Origin of the sequence: Desulfosporosinus sp. FKB (assembly GCF_002196705.1) — a bacterium.
Taxonomy (GTDB): Bacteria; Bacillota; Desulfitobacteriia; order Desulfitobacteriales; family Desulfitobacteriaceae; genus Desulfosporosinus.
This window is the reverse complement of the sequence record NZ_NADJ01000040.1, coordinates 492,916-515,292: the sequence shown is the minus strand read 5'-3', so window position 1 is coordinate 515,292 and position 22,377 is coordinate 492,916. Positions and strand designations below refer to the sequence as shown.

22 protein-coding genes and 1 riboswitch are annotated in these 22,377 nt (G+C 36.6%); of the genes, 17 read left to right on the top strand and 5 right to left on the bottom strand.

Going from position 1 to position 22,377, the window contains the following annotated elements; all coding sequences use genetic code 11:
- Positions 1-13 precede the first annotated feature (13 nt).
- From rfbC to B5Y67_RS23945, 9 genes are all read left to right on the top strand, one after another.
- The gene (gene rfbC, locus B5Y67_RS23985; RefSeq protein ID WP_088228892.1) at positions 14-559 is read left to right on the top strand and encodes a dTDP-4-dehydrorhamnose 3,5-epimerase; all 546 of its coding nucleotides are present in this window, start codon (positions 14-16) and stop codon (positions 557-559) included.
- Positions 560-1,045: 486 nt separating this feature from the next.
- Positions 1,046-2,032 (top strand): NAD(P)-dependent oxidoreductase, encoded by a 987-nt coding sequence (locus B5Y67_RS23980; RefSeq protein ID WP_088228891.1) that lies wholly within the window; start codon positions 1,046-1,048, stop codon positions 2,030-2,032.
- Positions 2,033-2,115: 83 nt separating this feature from the next.
- Complete coding sequence (locus B5Y67_RS23975) at positions 2,116-3,210, top strand: glycosyltransferase (RefSeq protein ID WP_170932796.1); 1,095 nt, start codon at positions 2,116-2,118, stop codon at positions 3,208-3,210.
- Positions 3,211-3,212: 2 nt separating this feature from the next.
- Positions 3,213-4,088, top strand: coding sequence for a hypothetical protein (locus B5Y67_RS23970; protein WP_088228889.1), 876 nt, complete (start codon positions 3,213-3,215; stop codon positions 4,086-4,088).
- Positions 4,082-5,194, top strand: coding sequence for an EpsG family protein (locus B5Y67_RS23965; protein WP_088228888.1), 1,113 nt, complete (start codon positions 4,082-4,084; stop codon positions 5,192-5,194). Before B5Y67_RS23970 ends, B5Y67_RS23965 begins: the two co-directional genes overlap by 7 nt.
- Position 5,195: 1 nt before the next feature.
- A complete protein-coding gene (locus B5Y67_RS23960) occupies positions 5,196-6,089 on the top strand; it encodes a glycosyltransferase (RefSeq protein WP_088228887.1) in 894 nt (297 codons plus the stop codon).
- Positions 6,090-6,100: 11 nt separating this feature from the next.
- Positions 6,101-7,114, top strand: coding sequence for a glycosyltransferase family A protein (locus tag B5Y67_RS23955; protein WP_088228886.1), 1,014 nt, complete (start codon positions 6,101-6,103; stop codon positions 7,112-7,114).
- Between the two features lie 13 nt (positions 7,115-7,127).
- A complete protein-coding gene (locus tag B5Y67_RS23950; RefSeq protein WP_170932795.1) occupies positions 7,128-8,192 on the top strand; it encodes a polysaccharide pyruvyl transferase family protein in 1,065 nt (354 codons plus the stop codon).
- Positions 8,179-9,600, top strand: coding sequence for an oligosaccharide flippase family protein (locus B5Y67_RS23945; RefSeq protein WP_088228884.1), 1,422 nt, complete (start codon positions 8,179-8,181; stop codon positions 9,598-9,600). Before B5Y67_RS23950 ends, B5Y67_RS23945 begins: the two co-directional genes overlap by 14 nt.
- Positions 9,601-9,734: 134 nt before the next feature.
- Here the strand turns inward: B5Y67_RS23945 and B5Y67_RS25510 are convergent, their stop codons facing one another.
- From B5Y67_RS25510 to istA, 3 genes are all read right to left on the bottom strand, one after another.
- A complete protein-coding gene (locus B5Y67_RS25510) occupies positions 9,735-9,878 on the bottom strand; it encodes a hypothetical protein (protein ID WP_170932794.1) in 144 nt (47 codons plus the stop codon).
- A 614-nt stretch (positions 9,879-10,492) separates the two neighbouring features.
- Positions 10,493-11,260 (bottom strand): IS21-like element helper ATPase IstB, encoded by a 768-nt coding sequence (gene istB / locus B5Y67_RS23940; RefSeq protein ID WP_088228883.1) that lies wholly within the window; start codon positions 11,258-11,260, stop codon positions 10,493-10,495.
- Positions 11,257-12,726, bottom strand: coding sequence for an IS21 family transposase (gene istA / locus B5Y67_RS23935; RefSeq protein WP_088228882.1), 1,470 nt, complete (start codon positions 12,724-12,726; stop codon positions 11,257-11,259). The genes istB and istA overlap by 4 nt, the downstream gene beginning before the upstream one ends.
- 191 nt (positions 12,727-12,917) lie before the next feature.
- On the opposite strand from istA, the gene B5Y67_RS26075 reads away from it, so the two are divergent.
- The 6 genes from B5Y67_RS26075 to B5Y67_RS23900 all read left to right on the top strand — a co-directional run bounded on the left by B5Y67_RS26075 (position 12,918) and on the right by B5Y67_RS23900 (position 17,796).
- Positions 12,918-13,211 (top strand): DNA-processing protein DprA, encoded by a 294-nt coding sequence (locus tag B5Y67_RS26075; protein WP_088228881.1) that lies wholly within the window; start codon positions 12,918-12,920, stop codon positions 13,209-13,211.
- A gap of 107 nt (positions 13,212-13,318) precedes the next feature.
- Positions 13,319-13,867: a transposase gene (locus B5Y67_RS23925; protein WP_088228880.1), complete on the top strand. Its 549-nt coding sequence runs from the start codon at positions 13,319-13,321 to the stop codon at positions 13,865-13,867.
- A gap of 81 nt (positions 13,868-13,948) precedes the next feature.
- Positions 13,949-14,218: a type II toxin-antitoxin system prevent-host-death family antitoxin gene (locus B5Y67_RS23920; protein WP_088228879.1), complete on the top strand. Its 270-nt coding sequence runs from the start codon at positions 13,949-13,951 to the stop codon at positions 14,216-14,218.
- Complete coding sequence (locus B5Y67_RS23915; RefSeq protein ID WP_088228878.1) at positions 14,205-14,510, top strand: type II toxin-antitoxin system RelE/ParE family toxin; 306 nt, start codon at positions 14,205-14,207, stop codon at positions 14,508-14,510. The genes B5Y67_RS23920 and B5Y67_RS23915 overlap by 14 nt, the downstream gene beginning before the upstream one ends.
- A gap of 68 nt (positions 14,511-14,578) precedes the next feature.
- Entirely contained in the window at positions 14,579-15,001 is a 423-nt protein-coding gene (locus B5Y67_RS23910; protein ID WP_088228877.1) for a nucleotidyltransferase domain-containing protein, read from the top strand.
- Positions 15,002-15,450: 449 nt separating this feature from the next.
- Entirely contained in the window at positions 15,451-17,796 is a 2,346-nt protein-coding gene (locus B5Y67_RS23900; RefSeq protein ID WP_088228875.1) for an FIVAR domain-containing protein, read from the top strand.
- A gap of 301 nt (positions 17,797-18,097) precedes the next feature.
- Positions 18,098-18,183: riboswitch (cyclic di-GMP riboswitch) on the top strand.
- A gap of 608 nt (positions 18,184-18,791) precedes the next feature.
- On the opposite strand, the gene B5Y67_RS23890 is transcribed toward B5Y67_RS23900, so the two are convergent.
- A complete protein-coding gene (locus B5Y67_RS23890) occupies positions 18,792-19,190 on the bottom strand; it encodes a helix-turn-helix transcriptional regulator (RefSeq protein ID WP_088228873.1) in 399 nt (132 codons plus the stop codon).
- Between the two features lie 191 nt (positions 19,191-19,381).
- Between B5Y67_RS23890 and B5Y67_RS23885 the strand changes: the two genes are divergently transcribed.
- Complete coding sequence (locus B5Y67_RS23885) at positions 19,382-19,633, top strand: helix-turn-helix transcriptional regulator (RefSeq protein WP_088228872.1); 252 nt, start codon at positions 19,382-19,384, stop codon at positions 19,631-19,633.
- Between the two features lie 77 nt (positions 19,634-19,710).
- On the top strand, positions 19,711-20,343 hold the full coding sequence (locus B5Y67_RS23880) for a hypothetical protein (protein ID WP_088228871.1): 633 nt from the start codon (positions 19,711-19,713) through the stop codon (positions 20,341-20,343).
- A 277-nt stretch (positions 20,344-20,620) separates the two neighbouring features.
- On the opposite strand, the gene B5Y67_RS23875 is transcribed toward B5Y67_RS23880, so the two are convergent.
- Positions 20,621-22,273: an FAD-dependent oxidoreductase gene (locus B5Y67_RS23875; RefSeq protein WP_088228870.1), complete on the bottom strand. Its 1,653-nt coding sequence runs from the start codon at positions 22,271-22,273 to the stop codon at positions 20,621-20,623.
- Positions 22,274-22,377: the final 104 nt, after the last annotated feature.

Genomic DNA, 22,377 nt, shown 5'->3' with positions numbered 1-22,377 from the left:
CAGGAGTGTTAATATGGGGCAGATTAAAGTAAGTACTTGTCCAATAAAAGGGCTTTATGTAATTGAGCCCACTATACATGAAGACAGCCGAGGTTACTTTATGGAAACTTACAATCAGAAGGATATGCATGAGGCGGGACTGGATATGGTATTTGTTCAAGATAACCAGTCAATGTCTGTAAAAGGTGTTTTACGTGGACTACACTATCAAAAACAACATCCACAGGGGAAGTTGGTTCGAGTTATTCGAGGCTCTGTGTTTGATGTGGCGGTGGATTTAAGAAAAGACAGTAAGAGCTTTGGTAAGTGGTATGGGGTAGAACTTAGCGATGAGAATAAGAAACAGTTCTATATACCTGAAGGGTTTGCCCATGGTTTTTTGGTGCTATCGGAGACTACAGAGTTTTGTTATAAGTGTACAGACTTCTATCATCCTGGGGATGAAGGCGGACTTGCTTGGAATGATCCGGAGATTGGGATTGAGTGGCCGATTGAAGAGGAAATGAAGATTTGCTTAAGTGAGAGAGATAAGAATTGGCGTGGGATTCGTAATTATTGAGTGCTATTGAAGTAATGAGAATATTAAATCGGTATTTTTGATATGATAATGGAATAAAAGCGCACGTATGATATAAGTAAGGAAGCAAGAAAGTAGGGATTGTACAATATGGTGCTCTGAGTGCATAACTCTACTGCATTTAGTGTGGTCTGGATTCTGGCTCTGAATGCCGAGGAGTAAGTGTGATACTTCTTGGTCAACTATCCGTGGGTTTATGATCCACTTCATCGGAGCGATGAGGGTGATAAGGATATGGGGCAGTGAAGTAGAGAAAACGAAAACGAAAACGAATCAACCACTAACCTAACACCTCATCAACCACAAAACCTAAATACTAACAATCCTCACAAGAGAAGTTGTGAGGATTGTTAGTATTGGCTAGGTAAGAAGATGGGATGTTGAGTTTAGTAGTTGATAAGAAGAGTGGGAGGTAAAGTCAAAAACAAAAAAAGAAAGGGACGAGGTCCCTAAAAGGAGTCAGATAAAATGAATTACATTATTTTTGGCGGATCAGGATTTATAGGGACACACCTCATCCATTTACTCAAGGAGCAGAAAAAAGAGGCGAAAATTTACTGCCTAGACATGGTCATGCCGGGTGAAGAGGGAGTCGTTCCTGGAATTGTTGAAAAGAATGATGGAGTCATCTACGAAAGAGTAGATGTGAGAAAAAAGATAGAGTGGGAAATTGAAACAACTCCGGAAGATATAGTCTTTAATCTTGCTGCAGTTCATAGAAATCCAGGACATAAAGACGAAGAATATTTTGAAACAAATATCCGTGGTACGGAAAACGTAACAGAGTGGTGTGAAAACCACCATATCACCAAAATCCTATTTACCTCATCAATCGCACCATATAGTGCATCAGAGGAAGAGAAGAAGGAAACAACCCTTCCTACCCCTAATACTCCTTACGGTATCAGCAAATTAGTTGCTGAGAAGATACATGAGAAATGGGCGGTAGGAGAGGGAAGGCAATTAGTAATTGTTAGACCTGGAATTGTCTATGGTAAAGGTGAGTATGGAAATATGACTCGTTTATACGCTGGTATAAAGGGTAGATACTTCGTTTATACAGGAAGAAAAGATACCATCAAGGCTTGTATTTATGTAAAAGAACTTGTGAGGTTTTTCCTCTACAGTTTAGAGGAGGGGTTTGAAGGAGTGTACAATTGTACCTTCTCTCCTGCTTACACTATTGAGCAGATTTGCGAGGCAATGAAGAGTGCGACTGGATTGAAGAGAAGAATAATGTTAGTGCCGGGATGGCTACTAATGGGAGCAGCAAGAGTGCTCGGTCCTATCGGTGGTACGGCCGTAGGAATTCATCCAGCAAGGGTTAAGAAGTTGATGATTTGTACAAATATCAATGGTGAGAAGCTGAAGAATTGTGGGTATGAGTTCCATTGGAGTTTAGAAGAAAGCTTCAAGGACTGGTTTGAAGATTGTGGTAAGAAGAAATTGAAATAAAGAGATCACTAATATTATATAGATTTCATTTTATATGGTTATTTGATCATCTTTTTACAAAATAATTGTATGAGGTAAATATGATGAAAAGAATCGTTTTTTTTGTCCCTTGCGAAGATATGCAAGCTAGTTCGAGATATAGAGTATATCATTTTTTACCATATTTAGGAGATGAATTTGATTTTCAAGTCCTTCCTCTTATGAGTAACGAAGATTATGTTTATTTTAAAAGCGCAGGAAAAATGAAGTTAGCTTTAAAACTTCCTTTCATGTACCTTAAAAGAATTTCAGAAATTAATAGAATTGATAAAGATGCATTGGTATTTATACATCGTGACGTTGTACCCTTTGGACCTATGTTTTTAGAAAAAAAATTAAGTAAAAGAGGGAACAAGATTATACTCGATTTAGATGATGCGGTTTTTGTTGATGAAACTTCTGAAATTTCTAGAGGCAATGGTTTACTCTATAAATTAAAATATGGAAAACGATTTGACACAACAATAAGGCTAGCAGACCATATTCTATGTGGTAATTCTTTTCTTGAAAAGCACTGTAATTTATATAATAACAAGACAACAATATTTCCTACACTTATCGATACAAATAAAATAAAAGCAAAAGAAGAGTACATAAATGATATCGATAAATTACAAATCGTGTGGATTGGAAATCCGGGGAATACTAGTTACATATATACAGTACTAGATGGTTTAAATAAAGTTATAACTAATCACAACATTGCTAATTGCACACTGTTGTTGATAGGAGCCAGTTACGAAATAGAAAAAGAAAGCTCTAATTATAATTTTAATATTGTAGTAAAAGATTGGAATATCGCTACAGAATACGATGAAATAAGAAGTTCTGATTTCGGAATTATGCCTTTGTTCGATACAGATTGGTCACGTGGCAAGTGTGCTCTTAAAGCTCTTCAGTATTATGCTGGAGGAATTCCAGTATTAGCATCGAACGTTGGTACAAATAAAGACGTTGTTGTCTCAGAAAAAAATGGTTTTTTAGTAGATGGTGATGATTGGGAAAAAGGATTTGAATCTATGATTAATAATTATGATAGATTTGAAGAAATGGGTAGGTTTGCAAGAAAATATCTTGAGGAAGAATACTCAATTAATGCCAATATTGATACTTTAAAGAATATATTGAGAGAAGTTTAAAAATGAGCGATTTGAATATAGCTGGGGTTGTTGTTTTATACTATCCAGATGAGAACATTATTGAAAATATTGATACTTATATTGAAGATTTAAAATGTTTATATATTTTTGATAACAGTGAAATAGACAATAATGTAATGATAAGTTCATTACTTAACACTGATAAGTATGAGTATATTAGTTTTAAAGAAAACAAAGGTTTGGGTTTTGCTCTGGACTATTGTGCAACAAGAGCAAAGCAGTCAGGATTTTCTCATCTGTTGACGATGGATCAGGATTCTTCTTTTGATGATTTTTCAGCATACTTTAATGAAATAAGCACTTGTAAAATAAAAGATGTTGCCCTTTATGGTGTTCGTTTAAAGAAACACAATTGTAAGGAAAGATATTCTATTGTAAAAGAAACGATTACTTCGGGCAATGTTCTTAACTTAGATTGTTATGGAATGATTGAGGGCTATAATGAGAAACTTTTTATAGATCATATAGACTTTGATCTTTGTTATCAATTCTTTAAAATTAATAAGAAGATAGTTTTATGTAATCGTATATTAATGAATCATGTCATAGGAGAGCCGGTGATAAAAAAAGTATTGTTTATCAGCATTCCATTGATGAACCACTCCCCGTTGCGAGATTACTATATGTATAGAAATGAAACTTATTGTTTTTATAGAGCTTGTAAGGAGGGGCATCCTTTATTTTTTCTAAAACATTTTCTTGGTTATAGAACAAAAACCTATATCGGAATTAAATTCTTAGAGGATAATTCGTCAGAAAAGACAAAAATGGTGAAATTAGGGATTGTACATGGGAAAAAAGGTGTTTTAGGAAAGTATAACTCAAATTGCAAAATGGAGGAGGAAAAGAAATGCTAATTTATTTTTGCACATTTTTTATTAGTTTTATTTTTGCATATGAAGCAGAATTAAAATTTAAAAAAGGTAAAAAAAAGGCAGGAAAATTCTTCTCATTATTAGCTATTAGTATTCCATGTTTTTTAGCTTCTTTTAGAGCGGTTGGTGTAGGTACAGATACTCATAGCTATATTAAAAATGTTTTTGATATATGTTTAAAAAGCAACGATTTTGTTCAAGCACAAGTATTAGTTGCTGAGGTGTCGAATGTAGAATTTCTCTATGTTTTGATGAATTATGTAATTTCTAGATTTACTTCCAGTGTGGGTGTCGTATATTTTGCATCACAGTTTCTTATTCAATATTTTGTGTATAGAGCATGTTACGACAATAGGTTTAAATTACATAAATATAGTGTTGCTTACTTAGTCTTTATGATTTTATTTTTTAACAAATCATTAAATATGACTAGGCAATCAATTGCAATTGCAATTATATTATTTTCCTCAAAATATCTATTTGAAAAGAAGCCAATTAAATATGTAGTCTTATGTCTCGTTGCGTCATTGTTTCATCAGGCCGCTATTTTCTTTATGTTGCTATATCCAATTAACTATATGATAAACAATGGCAAGATGAAAAACTGGATCAAGGTCTTAATTTTTATTTTTGCACTTATGTTTGTAGTTTGGTATGATCAGATAATTATGCTATTGGTTACGAATTTAGGACTCAATGCAAGGTACCTTCTTTATATCAATACTGATGGTGGAATTATTAAAATAGAATTATTGCTGAAAATCATTGTTTTAATAGTCTCTCTTTTTTACAAATTATATAATAGTAAAGATATTAGACTAAGAACTTATTTCTATTTTCTGGTTCTTGATTTAGTATTATATTTTGTAGGGTTAAAAGCATCATATGCTTATAGATTTTCTTATTACTTTTATTACTTTACAATTTTTGTCATTCCTTATTTCATTTATCATTTTAAGAAAAGGGAAAACAAAGTTATTATTTCAATTATCGTCATAACGCTTCTTATGAGTTATTCTTTTGTTTATTACGGATATCACAGATTAGACGAAACAGTGCCGTATCGAACTGTATTTCAAGGTGATTAGAGTGAGAAAAGTATTAGTTTTGATGTCTACATACAATGGCGAGAAATATATTAAAGAACAAATTGATTCAGTTTTATCGCAAGAACAAGTTGATGTTTCGATTTTAATAAGAGATGATGGCTCAACAGATGACACTACGAACATTGTGAAAACATATGATTCATCTAAAATTATTGTCATGGAATCTAACATGAATGTTGGTCCTGCAGAAAGTTTCATGACATTATTAAGGTATGCTAAGTTATATGATTATTATGCTTTTTGTGATCAAGACGACTTTTGGGGAAAAAATAAACTTAGTTTTGCAATAGATCATTTAGATGAGATGATTTCACTGAAAGGAAAATTATATTTATCTTCTTTAAATGTTGTTGATGTGAATTTGAAACCATTATTTAAGACAAAACTGTTGGATAGTCCTTCTGTTAATCCTGCAATGGTGAGGAATCAAGCTACTGGATGTACTATGGTATTTGATGAAATTTTAAGAAAAAATGTAGTTGATTCAAGCATACACAATTATACAATGCATGATTCTTTTTTATATAAATTCGCAATTATTTCTGGTGCAAAGGTGTTTTTAGATAATGATTCTTATATTAAGTATAGGCAGCATCCTAATAATACATTAGGGATGAGTAATCAACATAAAAAAATTTATAATACAATGCTCAATAGGTTTAAAGAATCAGACTATGATGCCAGCAATAGTGCAATCGAATTATTAAAAAGTAACTTTGTTGAAGAAATGATGAAAGAATATTTGATTTCGCTCTCGTTTTATAAAAAGAGTTTAAAACATAAGTTTTTGTTGCTAACTAAATATATGATAAAAACCAATTATAAGTATTCCAAATGTAATTATATTATGAAGGTGATTTTTAATAAATTATAAGGAGTCAGTGGATGTTTATATCAATAATAATGCCTGTTTTTAACTGTGAAAACTATGTATTAAGGGCAATCGAAAGCGTTATAAATCAGGATTTTGATAATTTTGAACTAATAATTGTAAATGATGGTTCAACAGATCAATCCTTGGATATTATTAATCAATATAATAACAATAAGAATATAAAGATAATTAATAAAAAAAATACAGGTGTATCCGATTCAAGAAACAGAGCACTTGAAATTTCTAGTGGTGATTGGATACTATTTCTAGATTCAGACGATTGGATTGATGATAATAGCCTTGTGAGGATTAAGGAGTATGTAGATTATGATCCAGAGGTGGATTTATTTTTATCTAATATGCTAGAGTGCTTTGAAGGCCAAAGAAGACCTTTGTTTAATTTAGAATATATAGAGAAATGTCCTAAAAACGAAATAATTAATTCTATAATTTCTTTCTATTTTGAAGAAATGCATTGCAACACAAAATATGGAAATTGCAGATGTATCGGCGGAAAAGTTTTTAGACGTGAAATAATAAAAAAGCAGGGAGTTTTTTTTCCGGTAACATTAAAGTCATTTGAAGATGGGATGTTCAATCTAAGATATATAGAAGGATGTAATAAAATATCTTTATTGGGGTATACATTCTATAACTATTGTAAAAATCCAAGTTCGGTTACAAATAAATTCTATGAAACTCAATATACGGATATAAAACTGATATTAAAAGTTCTAAAGGATTATCTTGGTGAGGTCGGTTATAATGGAATAGCGTATAATTATACATGCCTCGAATTTTATTTAAGATTAATAAATACAGCTGTCTCGTTATGGGAAAGAAAAAAATCGGTTGTATCAATAAAAGAATATTACAACTATTTAAAGTTTAATCTTGATAGTATAGATGGAAAGTTAAAGAGTAAAGACAAAGTGCTGTTGTTGCTCTCAAAATATAATTTATTTTCTATTGTACATTTTATATACAGTATTAAAAATAAAAAGCAAAATAGTTTTTTGCTTTAAAGGGATGACGAAAATGAAAATCTATGTTATCGCATACATAAATAAGAATTTAGGTGATGATATTTTTTTGAATATACTATGTGAAAGATATAAGGACCACATTTTCTATCTTGACGAAATAGCTAAATATCTAAAACATGATAATATCTCTTTTTATTCAAAAAAAGTTTATTTTATCGAAAGTTTAGCTTTAAAGTTAATGAAGTTTTTTAGTAAAAGCAAATATGATACTAGAATTAGAATAATTAATAGATGTGACCTAGTTATTACACTGGGTGGAAGTATGTTTATAGAAAAACAAGAATTTAAAAATTATTTAATGTTTTCAAAACCACATTATATTCTTGGTGCCAATTTCGGCCCATTTTTAACAGAAAATTTTTTTGATAAAAGCAGGGAATACTTTTCCTTAGCTAAAGATGTTTGCTTTAGAGATACTTATTCTTACGAGTTATTTAAAAAATTGAAAAATGTAAGAGTTGCTCCAGATATTATTTATTCTTTTGGAAAACTAAATCAGATTCGAAAAAACGAAAAAAAAGTTGTATTATCAATAATTGATACTTACTGTAGATTTGATAAAGTTATAACCGATAGATATGAAAGCACCATGATTAAACTGATTAAGAATTTGCAAGAATTGAAATATAATATAGTTCTTATGTCCTTTTGTAAAAACGAAGGTGATGAAGAAGCAATAGAAATAATATTCAATTCTTTATTATCAAAAGATAATGTAAAAAAATTTTATTATGATGGCAATGTGGAAGAAGCTATTGAAGAATTGAGTAGTTCTTCTATTATATTTGGATCTCGTTTTCACGCCAATATCATTGGACTCTCGTTGGGTTGTACTATTATCCCATTAGCTTATAGTGATAAAACAATCAATGCCCTAAAAGATGCGGGTTACGAAAACCGAATATTCGATATAAGAGAAAGCAATTTTATCGAACTATCAAAAATGGAAAGTTTAGATTTGAATTATAAACTTGATATCTCGGATTTGGAATCAAATGCTGAAAAACATTTCGATTCCTTAGATAAGGTGCTGGGCAAAAGTAATGAGAGACAATAAAAAATCACAATTAGTGAAAAATACAATAATTATTGGAATTGGCCAAGTAAGTACTAAATTTATAAGTTTTTTTCTACTGCCACTTTATACTGCTTTACTTACGACTGAAGAGTATGGCACGGTTGATCTCCTAAATACATACATATCACTCTTGATGCCGGTTGTATTCTTACAAATTGATCAAGCAATCTTTCGTTTTTTGATCGATTCTAGAGAAGATGAAAGGCATATTAAGAAGCTATTATCAACTTCTTTTTTATCGATTTGCATACAAACAATATTATATTTAATTGTATTCTCTTTAATCGGTAAACTATGGACTAATCAATATAAAATATTTCTGGCTACTAACGTAGTGATTTCTATGCTTTCAAGTTATTGTTTACAGGTGACTAGAGGCCTAGGAGATAACGTCACTTATTCTATCGGTAGTCTAATTGCTGGTGTTTCAACCGTTGCATTAAATGTTATATTTATTGCAGTGTTTGGGCTTGGTGCATTAGGAATGCTTTTAGCTTCTTTTATAGCTAATCTACTATGTTTCTTATTTGTCTTTTTGAAAAAGAAAATGCTTATTTACATTCACCTAGAGGATTTTGATAAAAATGAATTAAAAGCGATATTGAGGTATTCTGTTCCTCTTATTCCAAACATGTTATCTTGGTGGATTGTAAATCTTTCAGATAGAATTTTAATAACCTATATGATGAGTTCTTCTTTTAATGGAATATATTCAGCAGCTAATAAACTATCAGCAATAATAATTACAATTTATAGTATTTTTAATCTTACATGGTCAGAATCTACTGCACTTCACATACGCGATGATGATTGTGGAACTTTTTTTTCTGATATTATTGACAAAGCATTTGTACTTTTTTTGGGTATTATTATTTGTTTAATTGCAACCATGCCTTTTGTGTTTCAATATCTAATTACAGGTGAGGGCTACAAAAATGCTTATTATCAGATACCAATATTGTTAATTTCTACCATTTTTAATATTTTAGTATCACTAATTGGGTCTGTTTATCTTGCTTTAAAGAAAAGCGATGAGATAGCTAAGACATCTTTTTTTGCTGCTATTATAAACTTTTTAGTAAATTTGATTTTGATTTCAAAAATAGGGTTGTATGCAGCATCATTATCAACATTGGTAGCATATCTAGCCATGGCTATTTACAGATTAATTGACATTCAAAAGTACGTAAAAATAAAGTTGAAAATCAAAACACTAGTAATTTATTCCTTTTTACTAGTTGTTGTTCTTCTTGCCTACTATTTTAAAAACCAACTAATATGTTTAATAACAATATTTGTGTCATATTTGATATTTTTTATGCTAAATTTAGATATGATTAATAAAATTTTTACCTTTGTTAAGAAAAAAGTTTCTTGGATAATCTAACCACATATGTAACTTACCCGGTGTAGATTCCGCTTAATGTAATCCATCTGCACGAAAAAAGCGAACCACCCTCACGGTGATACTGCTCGAGGGAAGGTCTCCCATCCGGTCAACCTTCCCACGGGGTCGTACCCTCAAACAATGGGAAACAATTCTGATTGCGCCAGGATAAATCTGGTAATGTTCGCCTCGCGGTCCCCGCTCGGTCGGGGACTCGTACTCGCCGAAACGACTCCCGGCGGTCGTCGTTCATAGCAATAGGTAAGGCTTTGATACAATCTCCACTTTTTCCCCTGCTCCACACCGTACGTGAGACTTTCACCTCATACGGCGTTCCATCAATCAAAACTACTTACTTATATAACAATATTTCCTACTTTTACCCTGAATTTATTCACTTAATTTCCCGTATTTTGGCCGCATCAATTCCATCCGCCAATAACGGTGCTAAAAGTTGTACACGCTCGGCAGCAATTTCCTCGGCCTTTTTCCGATCTTTCATCCCCAACACCTTCCTTAAGTTGACTTCTCTTCGAGTCTAACTTAAGTGGTTCCGGACAAAAAATGCAGAACGGGTATGTAGCCATAAATTTGAATTAGCAATGGGTCGAACAATTCTCGCGAGCCACCCTGGTGCGTTGCCGACATAAAGTCCGATTCGCTGGTGTGCGGATAGTGAAGGGATGGACTGCGAATGTCAAGAAAAAAGTGAGCCATTCGCCAGAAAAAAATTGATCCACTAACGCCAGTAAAAAGGTGATCCATATTTGTGAAAACGCTGGAAGAATATTGAGCCACTCACTGGTAAAGATATGCGCCTGTAAAATCGGAAAGAGGGCGTAGCCCGAATGGAGATTTTACAGGCGCGCGCGGCCAAACTCCATGCCTATATTCACATGGTTTGTTTAGCCAGTGTCTGCTCTAATCGGTAAGAATCTTTCACATTCATGTTTAATACGTGGGACCGGAAGGTTACTCTATCAATCAATGCTGCAACCATAATTTCGTTCTCAAATAGCTCTGTCCAACGTGAGAATTCTAGATTGGTGGTTAAGATTATACTCCCCCTTTCGGAACGTTCCGATATCACCTGAAACAACATTTCGGATTGGTGACGGTTAAAGGTAAGATAACTGAGTTCATCGATGATCAGTAAATCAATCTTGGCTAGGCTTTTTTCGAGTTTTGACAACCGGTGAAACTGAATAGCCTCTGCAAGTTCGTTCGCCAAGTTGATCGCCGAATAGAATTTTACATTAAATCCTGCATAGCAGGCCTTCATGCCCAGTCCTATAGAAAGATGGGTTTTCCCTGCGCCGGGGGTACCGATCATTACAATGTTTTGTCGGTTTTTAATATAATCGCAAGAGGCAAGCTCCCATATGTAGGAGTCCGTTATATGTTCGAGTCGTTCATATTTGAATTCATCAAGGGTCTTCATGACTGGAAAGCAAGCTTTTTTAACCCTGCGTCTTTGCCCGGCAACCTGTCGCTGTGAGACCTCAAGTTTCATGGTCTCACAGAGAAATTGGTCATATCCGTCACCAGGAGAGAGCTGCCGGACAACGTTTTCATAGCTTACGAATGCAGGTGTTCTGAGTTGCTTAGCATAAAGCTTGATGCTCTCTTTAACAGGGTTGATTTCATGGGCCCCACTCATACCGCAGCCCCCCTGTTCATCAGAACGTTATACTTTTCAAACTGAGGCTTGGGCACCGGAATATCTATTTCTACAGGTATTTTTTCAGGTGTATTAATCGGCGTTAGAAAAGCTCTTATGTGATCGACCGATAGTTCGGGACTTTTCAGAGAGGCTATTGCTCTCAGAACCTTGTCCTCTCCATAGTCAACACAAAGCCTTAGCAACTTGACCATTTCACGCGGGCCAGAAAGCCGTCTGCCGATCTCCAGCAATTGTGTTGTTAGGGTACTTTTTACAGGCTTGGCATTGAAAACACTGCGAGGACGCTTTTCAATCAGGTCTATGTAGTGTTCAAGACGATATTTGGTTTGTCCTCGTTCGTAACAGCGAGGATACCTGGCTATCTCAGTATTTCTGTATATCATCACTATCTCGTTACCGTAGCCCTTAATACTGATTTCTTTGTCAGCGTACTTAACTGGCACGGAGTAGTGGTTGTAGTCAAACCTCACCGTTGAAAAATCACTAACTCTTTGTGTTATGCTCTTGCTTGGGTCAAATCTATATCGTGGCAGTGATGTCAGCATGACTCTAGTGGTCATGGACATCTCACCGACGGTCTGCTCGCGGCCAGTTATCTTATGTTCACGGTATTTTAAGCACCTGCGCAGTATTTCTGTATTTAGCTCGTCAATCGTTTCTACTCGAGGTATGGGCACTAAAACATTGCGCCTCACCCAGCCTACAAGTCCCTCGACCAGCCCTTTTTCATGCCCCGACGCTACATTACAAAAGTCGCATTGAAAGGCATAATGTGCGGCCAACGCAAGGTATCTGTCTTGGGCTTTGGCATGGGTACCGAACCCTTCCTTAACGGCTACTTTAGCATTGTCAAATATCACCCGTTTTGGGGCACCTTCAAAATAGTCAAAGCCGATGATTTGGGCTTCGAGAAAACTTTCCTCGTTCTGGCGGTAATATGCCCGGCAGTAGATATCTGCACTGTAACACTCCCTCATACAAAACAAGTTCAACTTCGTCTTTTTGCCACTGATGTATGCGGTTGCTTCGCCCCAATCGATCTGAATCGCTTCTCCCGGATCATAAGACAATGGGACAAATACTTTTGCCTGTTTGCCTTTTAGTTCAGCTACGATTTCCCGGATAGTTGATTCGCCGCCCTTGAAGTCTTTTTCGTCCACAAGGCGGTCATATATTCGCTTAGCAGTGTGTTTCTGTTTCTTAATATTTTCTGTTTCATCAATGGCTAGGCAGTTTTTGATAAAATCCATGACCTCATTAGTAACCACATATCGCTGACGACCACTTGTTCCTTGACGTACCCAGGGGACCTGTGATCCTTCGCAGTATTTTTTGACCGTATTGCGTGATATCCCGAGCATCTGAGAAATTGCCCTTTGTGACTTGCCCTCATGTACGTGCAAATAGCGTATCTTTTCGTAAATATCCACTTCTATTGACACCCTTTCTCCCCCTGTACGTCAGCTTTTCTCTTTACTGAACTATACAGGTTTTTTTATAGAAGTGGCTCACTTTTTTCCTGGCGTTTCCCTTATTTTTGGCTCACTTTTATTTTAGCGTTTATAGATGGACGGCTCTTTCACAGGGATTTGTCCGAGACGGATAGCGATTGCACTAAGACAGCCAAGAAAATATGGCAACCGTATTTGAAACCATTTTTTTAGCCGGTACAAAGTCGCCTCATCTGCTGCTATGTCTAAAGACTCCGAATCTGTTACCAGTTGGTTTCCTGAATCTTTCTGAACGAGACAATGGTCCGCGTTCGGCAGACCTGGCTCAACAAGGGGTAACCGTGGTTAGTGGGTTGGCCAAAGGAATTGACAGTTACGCTCATACGGCGTGCTTATTCGCCGGAACGTCTCCCGTTGGTCACCGTTCCGGACAGGTTCCTGGAACCTCCGATATCTTGGAAAATTCGACATTTTAAAGAAGGCTTAGGTAATTGGAGTTGAGTAGATTTTATTGTAGAAGGAATACTTTGGTCGTGGTAAAATAAGGAGAATTACTTGAACAAGGGATAAATGAGGTGGGGTTATGCCAAGGAAGAGAAGGGTTTGGGTTCCAGGTGATACATATCATATCATGTGCCGGGGCAATCACCAGCAAAATATCTTTCGGGATGACGAGGATCGTGAATTTTATCTTATTGTTTTGAAACGGTTGAAAGTTATTTGTCCTTTTTTACTTCATGCTTATTGCCTAATGGATAACCATGTTCATTTACTAATTGAGACAACCACTGTAGACATCACTAAGATCATGTATCATATTAATAAGGACTATGCGGTTTATTTCAATCAGAAGTACAGCTTTGTCGGTCATCTTTTTCAAGGACGTTTTCGTTGGGAACTGGTGGATAACAATCCTTATTACCTTGAAGTTAGCCGCTATATTCATCTTAATCCAGTGAAGGCAGAGATGGTGGAAAGGCCACAGGAGTATAACTGGAGTAGTTACCAGAGTTACGTTCAAGAGGAAATAGAGAATTCATTGGCAGATACCTATAAGATATTGGGCTATTTTAAGGATCCCAAGAGGCTGAAATATCAAAGGTTTGTGGAAGATGGCGTCATCTTCAATTGAAAATCGCATTGATATTTGTGCTAAACCTGGCATATAATAAGATCATAATTAAGTCAGAATTTTGCACAGGAGTGATAGATCGTGATTATTAAACCCACATCTGCATTAAGGACAGAGCTTGGTGAAATAACAAGAATATGTAAAGAAAAGTCTGAACCTGTTTATTTGACCAAAAATGGTGAGGGTGAGTTAGTTGTAATGAGCATTGCTGCATTTGAACGCAGGGAAGCAATGCTTAACCTGAGGGCCAAACTTTTAGAGGCTGAACAACAACGTCTTAGCGGCGCTCCTACCTATTCAACAGATGATGTGAGAGAATATATCAGAGGTCTGCACAATGAGCAAGTATAAGATTAAGATATTACAGATTGCGCGAGAGGACATTGGGGAAATATATCTTTATATTGCAGAAGGCAGTCCGAAATCGGCGCTTGTAGTGATCAACAAGATTACTGACAAAATAGATACTCTTGCGGAGCTTCCGCATATTGGTAAAATTGTACCGGATAATGAGTTGGCAAAACAGGAATACCGTATGCTGATTATCGATAGCTACATCGCATTTTATAAGGTAATTGATGACGAGGTCGTAGTATACAGAGTACTTCATGGAATGAGGGATTATCCCGACTTATTGAAATAATGGCTTTATTTACAACCATATTATTGGCATAATATGGTTGTATTTTTTTGGAGAAGGAGCTAATTTTAATGGAGGGCCATCTTGAACTTCATTCAAAGCAAATAGAGACTATTATCCATACGTTAAGAAAATCTGTAGCTCCTTGGCTCATTATCCTATTTGGCTCCTATGCCAAGGGCAGAGCCCGCGGGGATAGTGATATTGATATCGCTTATCTGACCGATCAGGTCGTTAATGAATATCAGTCTTTTTGTATGGCTCAAGACTTGGCCGATTTACTAGGTAAGAGTTGTGATTGTATTAACTTGAAGTTAGTTAGCACTGTGTTTCAAGTTCAAGTGGTTGGATACGGAAAAGTTCTTTATTGTCAGGATGAGACGCGACGGAAATATTATTTCATTCGTACGTACAAAGAGTACGCTCTTCTTAATGAGGAACGGGCACTTATTCTAAAAAGGATAAAAGAGAGTGGGACGATCTATGGGGGATGATGTGGTTTATAACAAATGCTCGATTATTGAGCGTTGTGTTGAGCGTATTTATGAGGAATATGAAAACAACCCAAAAAATCTGGAAAACTATACAAAGCAGGATTCAATTATTCTGAATATACAAAGAGGCTGTGAGGCAGCTATTGACTTAACATTCATTATAGAATTCAGTAGGCTAAGAAAGTAACCCTTCGAAGATTTTCTTCGAAGGGCTTCTTTCTTTAAAGAAGAACGATATTGTTCGTTCAGTTACAGATAGTAGTGGGAGGGGCATTCAGATCATTAATCGATGCAGTAATTCTGTCACATAAGTTCATTAATATTTAGAAAAAGTAAAAATATTAACAGGATTTTTAAATCATGGATAGAATTTACATATAAGGTTTAGCTTTGAAAGAGGGGGATAGATTGTATTTTTTGTAATATATCATATAGGAGTGTGAACTAATGTGCTTTCTAGTGGACTTAAGGTTAAAATTGCTTTATTCACAATGAATCTTCTCCTCTTAAATGGTGTGCCTATTCAGTCTGCACAAGCCCAAACTATTGGATCAGGAAACATAAGGTATATGGCTAATGATCTCGGTAAAAGTAATAAATCCGCATCCGCAAAAGTGATAGCATTATCAGCTATTAATAGTGGGAAAGAGGATTTTTCTGATTTTAAAACAGCTGGAGTAACTCAAGCTATTAAAGCAAACAAAGCAGAATATGATTCCGCTATTGCGTCTGCTCTGAAAATTAAAGGGTCTAGCTTGACCCTATCTGAGGTTCAAAAAACTGTAGATAGTGCAAATAAAACAGCTGCCGCAAACGCTTTATTATCAATTAATGCTGGAACAGAGGTGTTTGATGATTTCGCCTCTGCGGGAGTAACCAAAGCGGTTAAAGCTAACAAAGCGAACTACGATTCTGCTATTGCAGCTGCTTTCAAAATTAAAGGATCCAGATTAACCTTAAATGAAGTGCAAAATACCGTGAATAGCGTGAATACAACTATCGTTGCAGATGCACTGTCAGCAATTAACAGTGGAACAGAGTTATTTGAAGATTTCACAAAGGCCGGAATAACTAAAGCGGTTAAAGCTAACAAAGCGGAATATGATGCGGCAATCGCAGATGCTAAGGAAATTAAGGGCTTAAACTTAACCCTGGTTGAAGTTCGGAAAATAGTTGAAAGCACAAATACAAGCAATGTCGAGACTGCCTTATCCGCAATTAATGCGGGATCAGAGACTTTTCCTGATTTTGCAATGGCCGGTGTAAAGAATGCCGTTAAAGGGAACAAGGCAGGATACGATTCTGCTATTTCTGATGCTTTGCGAATCAAGGGGACTAGCTTAACTACTGCTGAAGTTCAAAAAGCAGTAGATAGTATAAATGCAAAAGCAGCTGCAGCAGCCTTAGCTGCTATTAATAAAGGAACAGAAGACTTTTCGGATTTTGCAATTGCCGGAATAAAGAACGCTCTTAAGGCTAACAAGGCAGGTTACGACTCTGCCATAGCAGATGATCAGAGAACGAAAGGATCAGATCTGAACTTAAAAGAAGTGCAGAAAACAATAGAGAAAGTAAACGAGGCTGTTGCCGCTGCCGGTTTGACTGCTATTAATGGAGGAACGGAAATTTTTACGGATTTCTCAACGGCAGGAGTAAAGAAAGCGATTAAAACAAGCAAGTCAGAATATGATACGGCAATTGCGTCAGCTTTGAAAAAGAAAGGGACTAGTTTATCATTAGCTGAAGTGCAAGAAGCAGTGGATAACGTTAACGCAGCAGCTGCTTCAAGCGCCTTAGCGTCAATTAATGCTGGGACTGAGATTTTTTCTAATTTCGCAACAGCGGGAATAACAAAAGCAGCTGAGGCTAACAAGGAACGCTATGATCTTGCAATAGCGACGGAACGAGGAAAACGATGTTCGATGTTAGAACTTGCTAATGTGCAAGAAATTGTAGATGAAGTAAATATTACAGCTCCATGGAGCGCACTTTTGTTAATCAACGGAGGACTTGAAAGTTTTGATGATTTCGCTACGGCCGGAATAAAAGATGCTTTTTCCAAAAACAAGGCACAATATGATGCGGCAATACAAGCAGCAAGAGAATCAAATGGACCTCCTTTAACAAAATCTGAAGTTCAAACTCAAGTAGACAAGGTTAATAAGGCCGCTGCTGTTGTAGCCTTAAACTTAATTAATGAAGGAACAAAGGATTTCTCTAATTATGCAATGGCGGGAGTAAAAGGAGCCATTGGCGCACTCAAAAGATTCTATGATACAGAAATCATAACTGATATTAATAAAAAGGGTTCAAATTTAACCCTAAATGAAGTACAAGCTGCAGTAGACAATGTAAACGCAAGAGCAGCAACTGCCTTAGCTGCAATTAATGAAGGAACAGAGCTATATAATGACTTTTCAATAGCTGGGGTGACAAAAGCTATTATAACTGACAAAGAAAAATACGATAGCGCAATAGCGAAAGCCTTGAAAACCAAGGGATCTGACTTAACTCTGGATGAAGTTCAAAAAACAGTGAATAGTGTAAATGCAACAACTGTACCTCCTCGAAGTTTACAATTAATCAACGATGGAACGGAACAATTTTCTGATTTTGCCTTAGCAGGGATAAAAGGTGCTGTTGGAAGATATAAAGGTAACTATGATAAGGCGATTGTTGCAGCGAAATCAGTCAAAGGTTCTGAATTACTGTTAGAAGAAATTCAAAAATTGGTAGACGACGTAAACAAAATATTGTCCAATGCTAAGAATGGCTCATATATGACGAACGATTAATGATAGATATGGAAAAATCATGATGATACCTCAAGTCCTTGCCGCAAGGATTTGAGGTTTTGTTTTCTGTAGACAGTCGAACCTAAAGCAAGAAGTCCGCTATAAACTGTAATAAGTTTAAATAGAATTAGGGACCGAGACCCTAACCTTTATTTAAACTTCATCCTGAATAACCCTTACTTTGTCATACTCTGTTGTAGAAAATTAAAAAATGGAGTAAAATTTTACATTAAAAAGATTTATTTCGACATAATATTTACATTCTTCGTGTTACAATTGCTTAACACTTAATAGTAATATATTGCGATAAGGGCAAACTTAGTGAAAACTAAGGACGCAAAGCTATGGGTCTTCCCAGGTAAAGCTGATGACTGCCAAGCCGCCAAACGAACAAATTGCTGATTATCGCTTTGCCTTTTAGGTAAGCGATTTATTTTATTAAAATTATCGACATGAGTTATCTTCTGAATTGGAGGGATCGACATGAAATTCGTATTAATTTATCTCGTTCTCTTGACAATTTTATTACTTTTTAATTATGGAGCTCACTCAAAAGAAAAAAGAATATCTGAATTATCGGAACGAAAAGATCGAAAAGAGAATGATTCGCATCGAACAGATTCAAGGGATCTAAACGAACCGTGTTGTTCCTGCAAAATGATAATTAATAATTTGCCGAATACTTCTTGCGAAAGGTGTCTTAAATTAGGAATTCATAGTTGAAACTAAGAATCTTGAATGGCTGAAGTAACCTCCATTCAGGATTCTTTTAATTTTTGATGAACATGCTTGAGAGGGCATGGGAACTAAATAGTCAATTCTTCTAAAGACATGCAAGAATTTAGAACAACCAGAGGACAAAGAATCATAATGAATATTTGGTTCAGATCCAAGGTGATTAAATAATTTATATGAAGCAGAAATATCCCTGTGGCACTGTCTCTGGCCATCAGGGATTATTTCATTTATAAAATCATTTAGTTCGATTCTTCAGGTCAACGAGACTCTGAACGGAGTTTAACGATAATGTCCAGCAGATCTTCCAGAAGGTCTGGCGAGAGACCGGCTTCTTCTGCTTTTTGAACGACACGCAGGTAAGGCCGACTTTCTTCTTTAAGCGTAAATTGAGTTGGTTCCTGATTGTTTTGAGAATCTTCGGAAGTTCCTAAGTTTGCTAGTGATGTTGGAAGAGAGTCGCTGCTAAGAAAGACGGTAGGGGAAACCTCAAGGGCCAGTGCTAAACGGCTAATGGTATCTATGCCGGTGGATTGACGTTTACCAGTTTCTAATTGACTGATAAGACTGCGAGCTACCCCGGATCGTATCGATAGTTCTTTAGCGCTGAGACCTTTTGTTAAGCGAATTTCTTTAAGCTTTTTTCCGAGTTCTGGCACAAGGTTTACCCTCCTTTCTTAGATACTTGCCATTTATTCTAAAAATCATAAGAGATTGCTAATAATGATTATAATGTCATGTTCTTTTTTAGAGAAATAAAACCCTTTGAGGTTCGCAAATTAGGACATCTGTGTTATAATGCTTAATATTGTTAATTCAAAATACTGGAAAGTTAAAGGAGACAAATGAAATGGATGAGAATCATTTCGGTCGGAATTTGAAAAATTGGCGGTTATATAGGGGAATGACTCTGCAAGATTTAGAATTGAAAACGGGACTGAAGAAGCAATATCTCACTCGAATCGAGCGGGGATTATATAAAGGTACACCAAATCAATGGATAAAACTGTTAAAGGTATTAAATGTTTCTCCTGAACAGTTTACTTCGGGCCCGGAATTATTAAATGAGGAGGAGTTACCCCACAGGAAACTACAGAGTTAAGTTAGAAAATGTTTGTGATAAAAACCACATGCCCTCAATGTCAAAGTAGTATATAATAAAATCTGGAGGGTGTGAACATGAAGAAGCTTTTCGTTGCAATTATTATGGTATCAATTGTTTTGGCTGGGTGTGGAAGTTCAAAAACCCAAACCCAAAGTTCTGGGGTTTCTCCACAAACGACGTCAGATGCTGCTCAGTCGGCTCAATCTAAAGATACTAATCAGCCAATTAATAAAACTCAAGATACTAATAGTCAAGTTAGTAAAACTAATGACACTAATCAACAAGTCGGTAAAACTCAAGATACTAGTAACCCTGTTAATAAAACAGAGAAATTGGATAAAGCAGCATTTGCTAAGTTCTTTGACGACACGGAGGTTTTTTTACATGAAATAGATGACCTCACCAATACGACCGACCCAAGTAAAGTTGATTCTGTCAATGCGAGCTTAGATAAAGTATCAAATATCAATGATAAACTATACGCCTTAAAAGTACCTAATGATCCAACTGGAGCCATCAATCCATATGAGTTACAATCTTATTTATCTGCGTACAATCTGGACTTCAAGGCATTGCTTATTTATAAACAATTGACATTGACGAATCAGGCCACTGATATTGATCCTGTTGAAATGACCAAAAAGATGACAAAAGATCGAGAGCTGTATACTGCTGAGTTATCTAAGTATAGGGAGATATGTAAGTAGGAGATCCTGGGCTAAGCAGTAAGCTCTAATTTATATAAAGAAACAGACAAACAAGCAAACAGATAAAAGATAAACATATAACCATATAACCATATAACCATATAACCATATAAACTTTAAAACAGATAAACGGACAGAGAATCCCTGAAAGGCGTAAACTAATTGCCTTCAGGGATTCCTTTTTAACAATTATATATGATTTAGAGATTCTCTAATACATGACTAACATGTCTTATATCTAATATATCTCTATTAAAATCTGAAACACGTTTGTTTCTTAACCAAATACTGGGGGGAAATAGGTCACCCAACCTCCGGTCAAATCTCTGACGCGGGTGAAGCCGTGCTGTGTTAACATTCTGTAGGCAACGTAACCACGTAGACCGATTTCGCAGTAGACGACAATGTCCTTGTCTTTTGGCAGTTCGGAGAGGTGGTCGCGGAGTTCGTCGATGGGGATATGGATGGAGCCGGGGATGAATTTTCCGCGTCGTTCTTCGATAGTACGGACATCGATAATACAGACATCGTTGGGGTTCATATCTTTGACTTCATACCATTGGACCATGCGGACATCACCATTGATGACGTTTTCTGCTACGTAGCCGGCCATGTTGACCGGGTCTTTGGCGGAGGAGAAGGGAGGAGCATAGGCTAATTCGAGTTCCTGTAAGTCATAGACGGTGCCTTGGCGGCGGATGACGCCGGCAATATCGTCGATTCGTTTATCGACACCGTTCATGCCGACAATTTGTGCTCCCAGGACTCGGCCGTTGCTTTTGTCAAAGAGAAGTTTTGTGGACAAGCGGGTAGCACCGGGATAATAAGCGGCATTGGAGCCGGAGTGAGTGAAGATGACTTCGTAAGGAATTCCGTATTTTTTAAGCATTTTTTCATTAGCACCGGTAGAGGCTGCTGCCATATCAAAGACTTTGGCAATGGAGGTTCCCTGAGTTCCTTCATATTTGCTGTCACGGCCGGCGATGACGTCGGCGACGATGCGGCCTTGTTTATTGGCGGGACCTGCCAGAGGGATGAGAGCAGGCTTTCCGGTGACAAAATGTTTCACTTCAATGGCATCGCCGACGGCGAAAATGTTAGGATCTGAGGTTTGGAGCTTTTCGTTGACTTTGATTCCGCCTAATTCGCCGATAGCCAGTCCGGCTTCCTTAGCGAGTTTAATTTCGGGTTTAACTCCGATGGCCAGGATGATCAATTCTGTCTCAACCTGATTACCGCTTTGCAGGGTGATGATAGTCTTATCTCCATCTTGGGTGAAGGATTTTACTCCGTCTTCTAAGATCAGGTCAACGTTTTTGTTGAAAATATGTTCGTGCAGAATGGCAGCCATTTCATAGTCTAAGGGAGCCATGACCTGATTGCTCATTTCAATCAGCGTGGTGTCTACTCCTTTATGCTGCAGATTTTCTGCCATTTCCAGGCCGATAAATCCACCGCCTACGACGGCAGCTGATCGAGGTTGCTTCTCATCAATATATTGTTTAATACGGTCAATATCTGTAACGTTGCGCACGACTAATGCTTCGATGTCGTCAATTCCGGGAATCGGCGGGCGAAGCGGTGCCGCTCCGGGAGAAAGGATCAATTGGTCATAGGTTTCGCGATAAGTTTTACCGTAAGCTTCCTGGACCTCCACAGCTTTTTCTGCGGGGAAAATACGGGTGACTTCACTAAAGGTTCGGACATCGATGTTAAAGCGTTTTTTCATGCCTTCGGGTGTTTGAACAAGCAGAGCGTCCCTTTGGTTAATGACTCCGCTGACATAATAGGGTAAACCGCAGTTTGCGTAAGAAATATGTTCTCCACGTTCAAAGATGATGATTTCCATGTCTTCATCCAGACGACGTAACCGTGCTGCGGCGCTGGCTCCTCCAGCTACTCCGCCGACTATGACTACTTTCTTGCCCATCACAACGTCTCCTTCGGCTTATAGATTAAAACCCCACCCCTAAGGGGTAACTGAATTCATGAAAATAATAACACGATTATTGGCATTTGACAATAATCGTGTTA

Excerpts from the sequence above, each read along its gene's own strand:
- B5Y67_RS23955 (WP_088228886.1), top strand. The coding sequence starts at position 6,101 with ATGTTTATATCAATAATAATGCCTGTTTTTAACTGTGAAAACTATGTA.
- rfbC (WP_088228892.1), top strand. The coding sequence starts at position 14 with ATGGGGCAGATTAAAGTAAGTACTTGTCCAATAAAAGGGCTTTATGTA.
- B5Y67_RS23970 (WP_088228889.1), top strand. The coding sequence starts at position 3,213 with ATGAGCGATTTGAATATAGCTGGGGTTGTTGTTTTATACTATCCAGAT.
- B5Y67_RS23880 (WP_088228871.1), top strand. The coding sequence starts at position 19,711 with ATGAAGAAGCTTTTCGTTGCAATTATTATGGTATCAATTGTTTTGGCT.
- B5Y67_RS23875 (WP_088228870.1), bottom strand. The coding sequence starts at position 22,273 with ATGGGCAAGAAAGTAGTCATAGTCGGCGGAGTAGCTGGAGGAGCCAGC.
- B5Y67_RS26075 (WP_088228881.1), top strand. The coding sequence starts at position 12,918 with ATGGCAACCGTATTTGAAACCATTTTTTTAGCCGGTACAAAGTCGCCT.
- B5Y67_RS23975 (WP_170932796.1), top strand. The coding sequence starts at position 2,116 with ATGAAAAGAATCGTTTTTTTTGTCCCTTGCGAAGATATGCAAGCTAGT.
- B5Y67_RS23945 (WP_088228884.1), top strand. The coding sequence starts at position 8,179 with ATGAGAGACAATAAAAAATCACAATTAGTGAAAAATACAATAATTATT.
- B5Y67_RS23980 (WP_088228891.1), top strand. The coding sequence starts at position 1,046 with ATGAATTACATTATTTTTGGCGGATCAGGATTTATAGGGACACACCTC.
- B5Y67_RS23925 (WP_088228880.1), top strand. The coding sequence starts at position 13,319 with ATGCCAAGGAAGAGAAGGGTTTGGGTTCCAGGTGATACATATCATATC.
- B5Y67_RS23885 (WP_088228872.1), top strand. The coding sequence starts at position 19,382 with ATGGATGAGAATCATTTCGGTCGGAATTTGAAAAATTGGCGGTTATAT.
- istB (WP_088228883.1), bottom strand. The coding sequence starts at position 11,260 with ATGAGTGGGGCCCATGAAATCAACCCTGTTAAAGAGAGCATCAAGCTT.
- B5Y67_RS23965 (WP_088228888.1), top strand. The coding sequence starts at position 4,082 with ATGCTAATTTATTTTTGCACATTTTTTATTAGTTTTATTTTTGCATAT.
- B5Y67_RS23950 (WP_170932795.1), top strand. The coding sequence starts at position 7,128 with ATGAAAATCTATGTTATCGCATACATAAATAAGAATTTAGGTGATGAT.
- B5Y67_RS23910 (WP_088228877.1), top strand. The coding sequence starts at position 14,579 with ATGGAGGGCCATCTTGAACTTCATTCAAAGCAAATAGAGACTATTATC.
- B5Y67_RS23915 (WP_088228878.1), top strand. The coding sequence starts at position 14,205 with ATGAGCAAGTATAAGATTAAGATATTACAGATTGCGCGAGAGGACATT.